This window comes from Halobacillus sp. BBL2006, from assembly GCF_000786645.1.
Taxonomy (GTDB): Bacteria; Bacillota; Bacilli; order Bacillales; family Halobacillaceae; genus Halobacillus.
This window is the reverse complement of the sequence record NZ_JRNX01000236.1, coordinates 1-4,979: the sequence shown is the minus strand read 5'-3', so window position 1 is coordinate 4,979 and position 4,979 is coordinate 1. Positions and strand designations below refer to the sequence as shown.

Annotated in this window: 6 protein-coding genes; 1 reads left to right on the top strand and 5 read right to left on the bottom strand. The window is 39.6% G+C overall.

Annotated features, from left to right (window positions below; translation table 11 throughout):
* Positions 1–356: 356 nt before the first annotated feature.
* From LD39_RS07940 to LD39_RS07925, 4 genes are all read right to left on the bottom strand, one after another.
* Positions 357–650 (bottom strand): hypothetical protein, encoded by a 294-nt coding sequence (locus LD39_RS07940; protein ID WP_197061403.1) that lies wholly within the window; start codon positions 648–650, stop codon positions 357–359.
* Positions 651–661: 11 nt separating this feature from the next.
* Positions 662–868 (bottom strand): hypothetical protein, encoded by a 207-nt coding sequence (locus LD39_RS07935; protein ID WP_035544943.1) that lies wholly within the window; start codon positions 866–868, stop codon positions 662–664.
* Between the two features lie 109 nt (positions 869–977).
* Entirely contained in the window at positions 978–1,325 is a 348-nt protein-coding gene (locus tag LD39_RS07930; protein ID WP_035544940.1) for a hypothetical protein, read from the bottom strand.
* A 138-nt stretch (positions 1,326–1,463) separates the two neighbouring features.
* Positions 1,464–3,998, bottom strand: a complete 2,535-nt coding sequence (locus LD39_RS07925) for a cyanophycinase (protein WP_231572533.1) — start codon at positions 3,996–3,998, stop codon at positions 1,464–1,466.
* 382 nt (positions 3,999–4,380) lie between these two features.
* On the opposite strand from LD39_RS07925, the gene LD39_RS07920 reads away from it, so the two are divergent.
* Positions 4,381–4,638, top strand: a complete 258-nt coding sequence (locus LD39_RS07920) for a YjzC family protein (protein ID WP_081988380.1) — start codon at positions 4,381–4,383, stop codon at positions 4,636–4,638.
* 12 nt (positions 4,639–4,650) lie between these two features.
* On the opposite strand, the gene LD39_RS07915 is transcribed toward LD39_RS07920, so the two are convergent.
* Positions 4,651–4,881 carry a hypothetical protein gene (locus LD39_RS07915; RefSeq protein WP_035544938.1) on the bottom strand — a complete coding sequence of 77 codons (231 nt, stop codon included), beginning with the start codon at positions 4,879–4,881 and terminating at the stop codon, positions 4,651–4,653.
* Positions 4,882–4,979 lie beyond the last annotated feature (98 nt).

The following is a 4,979-nucleotide window of genomic DNA, read 5'->3' as shown; positions in this document are numbered from 1 at the left end:
AAATATCCTATTAACTTTATTGGTAGTGGTAGTTTTCCTCCGCTAGCTTTAGGATAACCTTCAATATTTTGTTTGTGGGCTATAGCATCATTGAACGGTTTATGTTGGTTTCCATAATTCATAGACGATTCAACACCTCCATTATAGAAGTACAATAGTCTTCCTCGTTCACCTTTATTGAAATTCCTCATATTACACATACGATACTTATCCAATTTAGTTTAAAATACCTAATATTTCGAAACGGAGTCTTCAACTAACCTGCCCTTATCTGGAAGACTCGAATTCGAGATAAAGAATAAGTACACGAAAAGAGGCGCAACTCCGTCTTAAGGAATTGCGCCTGCGCTTTTCAATCAATTCGTTTGTAAACTTCCCTCTGTTTCCGCTGACGGCTCATGTTGATTTGATTTTGGTTTCCCTTTAATAAAGAAGGACAAAACTATACCTACAATGGCAATTACGGCAGCTATCAAAAAGGCAACATTAATACCATGGATCATTGCGTTAGACATGATCTGTTGTTTGGTTTCGCCAGCAGAAGGGATATAATCTTTGGATGCATTCGTCATAACCGTTACGAGTAGTGCCGTACCGATCGACCCAGCAATTGTGCGCAGCGTATTATTCATCGCAGTAAACGATAGCAAAGGAGATCGTATTAGGAATCCTTATCCATCAAATTTTCCATATTCTTTTTGAACTCTCTCATCTTTTCATCAGGCTGCAAATTCAGCTCTTTGCCCTTTCGCTTGGAACCTGTGGTCACACCTTCTTGAACCCCTTTAGCAGCATTTATGATACTTTCTTTCTTCCCATCAGGATGTGGGGAAGCCTCTGAATGCACGTTCTTTGATTGGCTCGGCATAAAATTCTCCTCCTTTTTTATTAAATTGAGTGAAAGGGGTTAATTTTATTCACCGTATGGCCTTCCAAAGATCAGAGTTTACCAGAAATCCTAAAATAGGGAAGGACATTCATCTAAATGTTTCTGCCTCTGTTTCCGTTAACCATTGATCAATAGCTTTAACAGGAAAATAGTATTCATAGCCAATTTTTATGTATGGAATTTTACTCTTCGTTACATTATCCTCTTTTTTCGGAAGAATCTTCTCCAATTGCTCGTCACTGAGTCCTAAGTACCCTTTTAACTCTAGATGATTCATCAATTGGTCTTCCTTCTGGATATTTATGTTCGCTTGACTGACTTCATTTTGATCCCGAGCCTCAGCTTTATCGTTTAAAGCACTAGCCATGATCCAGGCTGCTGCTAAGATACACAGCCCTAAAAATACTAAAGATCGACTAATTGTATATTGTTTCATAAAACCCTCCTGGAAGTTGAATGATCAGCAGTAAAAGGGTATCAAAACCTGAGCCATTATGACAAACGTATGAGGAATTAAATATATGGATTAAAATAAAACGACCTTCTTTTCTCAAAGAAGGCCGACTCTTACCTGCTAATTTTTATAATCAATTTCAACCTCTACTGGCTGGATATCCATGATCACTCGTAAAAAGGAGTAATCATCTTTGTTCCCGTCTTCATATCCCCAGAAACCTTCTGTTCTCTCTCCTTTTGCAAAGGTTAATTCGAATCCTTTTCCTTCATAAAAACTATAACTCTTCACTTCCTCTTCTCTTTCATTATCCAACAAGGTATAAGATAAAAAGTTGCCTAACGTCGGGTGAGGGGTAAGCACTCCAGAATGAGGAGCCGCTTCATAGTCAAAGTATTCATAGTCCAATGTAGAAACTTTATGGTCACTTACTGTGAATTCATTTGTATCTAAATCCAATTGATCCCCAGAAGTAATCCAGGACAAAAGAATATCTTCATAGTCGGACGGAGCATCATCTGGATGGGAGGCTTCTGATAAATCAACAACCGTAACGCCTCCTCTTCCTTTCACTTCAACCGTCCACGTGTCATTATCAAAAATCATCGCTGTATCTTCATCAATGCCGTAGGAATATTCACCTTCTTCGCCGTGAGCAGAAGTTGCAGGGATTAGTCTTCCTAAACGAGCTTTGTTATCAAAATGCTGGCCAATAATACCATAAGGGAAGAAACCTAATCCTTTTTCCAAATAGGCATGGCCGCCTTCCTGCTGCGACATGCTGTCATACGTATCGGTAAACCCGTTTGCCAGCGTATCATAGCTGCCACCGCCAGCTATCATCACATCACTCATGATCGCCGCTCCAGCACTTGTTCCACCTAGTACAGCGCCTTCTTCATAGATGGTCCATAGGCTTTCTAACACCTTCGATTTAGATCCATCTGGGTTCAGCAGGGAGTTCGTGATATCGGTCTGATCGCCTCCGACAAACCATACGCCATCATACCCTAAAACCTTCTCAGCTAACTCATCATCATTTTTATGATCAAGCCAACTTGATTCGTCCTCTTCCGTCCCCTTAAAATCATGATTGGAAATCGGCAGTATGTCTATATTCTCCTCTGGTACACCGTAAGACACTAAATCTTCGGTAAATGCACGAGAAGATTTCAAGCTTGAGCTCGCTGCAGGAATGATTGCATAGTCTCCGTCTTCTCCTGCTTTCTCGATGAATGCTTCATAAACTTCAGCGTTTGAACTCCCCAATGCACCACCGGCCATAACTAAGCTCCCTTTCGTTTCTGAATTAAATGAGTAATCAGGAACTTGAAATGAAGACTTTTGATAATTTGAGAACAGATTATCATTTGCTTTAAAGCTGAGTTCTACCGGTTCGACATTCATATTCACATGTAATAAGGAATAGGAATCCTTTTGACCGTCCTGATATCCCCAGAATCCCTGGGAATGTTTATCTTGTTGAAAGATAATTTTATATCCATCCCCATCGCTATCGTAAAGATAGCTGTGAACTTCGTGGACAGCAGTATTATCTACCAAAGAATAAGAGAGATAATTAGGTAGTGTTCCATATGATGTCAGTACACCTGTCGCTGGAAGAGGCTCAAAATCATAATACTCATACCCTTTTGTGGGAACCTTATCCTCATGAATGGTATAGTGCTGTTCATCAACTTGATAGCTGTCTCCTCTAGATAGATAGCTGATATCCAAACCTTTTATTTCTTTACCGTTTGTATGTGCTTCAGAAGAGTCCACAACCGTAACTGTGTTTCGACCAATAATATCAATGGTTTTTTCTTTATTGTGAACGATCATAGCTGTGTCTTCATCAATCCCATAAGCCAATTGATCTTTTTCGTATTTCAATGACGTAGCTGCCAGCCTTCCTGATCGAGAACGTTCATTGAAATGCTGATCAACGATCCCCCATTGAAAGAAACCTAACCCTTTTTCTATGTAGACAGGAGCATACTCTTCATCCGAACTAGATGTATCCTCGTCTACAAACTTCTGGCGAAAACCTCCTAAACTATCTCCGCCCGTAATCATCACGTCACTCATTATAGCCGCCCCGGCACTCGTTCCTCCAAGCACAGCTCCACCTCTATAGATCTCCCAGATTGCCTCCAGAGCCTTCGTCTGTTTTCCGTTTTTCTTTAGTAGTGTATCCGTAATTCTAAGTTGGTCTCCGCCGACAAACCATATGCCGCTTAATTCTTTAATTTGGTCAACGGTTTTATTTTTTTGAGCGTTACTCTTCCACTTTCTTTCATTCTCTTCCGTCCCGCTAAAATCATGTGAAGAGAGTGGTATGATTTCAATGGAAGACTCGTCCATGCCATAAGAAATCAGATCTTCTTTGAATTTATTCGTGGATTTCAAAGATCCTGAAGCTGCTGGTACAATCCCTATCTTAGCCCGGTCTTTTCCCCCAGAAAGCTTAATAAATTCATGATAAACCTCCGCATTACTGCTGCCTAAAGCTCCGCCTACAATGACTAAATTCCCTTCAACTTCTAACTTGTTTTCTTTGGCCAGGACACTTGGACTCTGTATTACGCCGCCAATAAGTAAAACCGCCACAATGACACCTAACCACTTTTTCATCTCATTTCTTAATAGACCCATTAACATTGCTCCTTTCGATTTGTTCTCACATCTATATCACGCAAGATTTGTGCCAATTTAAATTCACTGAATATACAGTATTTTCACTTTGATATGGTTGTATTTGGTTATTAATCATGAAAGTATTAGAAACCAATTAATGTATTTCTTCATGAAAGAACTACCATTCCCCAGGAAATGATAGAGGTTAGGAAAAAAGGTTTCTTTCGCCGAATCCCAAAAACTCATGATCAATGAGCAAGAAGCATGATACAAGCACCTTATGCTTCATTATGAATGATTCCATCGATTAACTTTCCAATAAAAGGATTATTTATGTAAATATATGGATAAATAGCTTATGTGCGCACACTACAATAATTGTGAAAGGATGGACTCTGAAATGGCTGATCGTTACAAAACAGGTGAAAAAGCTCCACAAGGTGGAACGTACAAATTTGACGGGTTGGTCGATGGCGTTAATGAGAGACATGTCACAGAGGATGAAAAACATATCGAATGGAGCAGTGGAGAAACTTTCCCTTCTCTTCGTCCTAATAAAGAGGCAGCTTATTGGAAGAAATCCAACTCATTTTACTTACTAGAAAGTAAAAAAGGTCCTGAACTGAATACAAACAGTTCTGGACCTTTCACTATTTAAGAAAGAAAGACATCATTTTTTAGGTGTGCCACCATCAATCAATTTGAACCTTGCTCCTTTTTTATCAGTTGGATGCTGATCAAAGGCCACAATCGTGGCTCCTGTTCCAATGGAGAGTGAACCATCCGCTTCTACGATAAATAAAGTGCCTGGCTTCTCTACCCTGATTGACTGGACGTTATGTTTTGAAAAGACTTCCTGCAAATCCTCAATCAGCTCTCTCTTTCCGTACGTAAATGCCATTGAATCATCTCCCTATTATCTACTCTATTAGTTATAGGGTATGTATAGAGAGCGGGAATCATTCTGTGGAATTTGAGTTCTGAAAAAGATAAATAAAA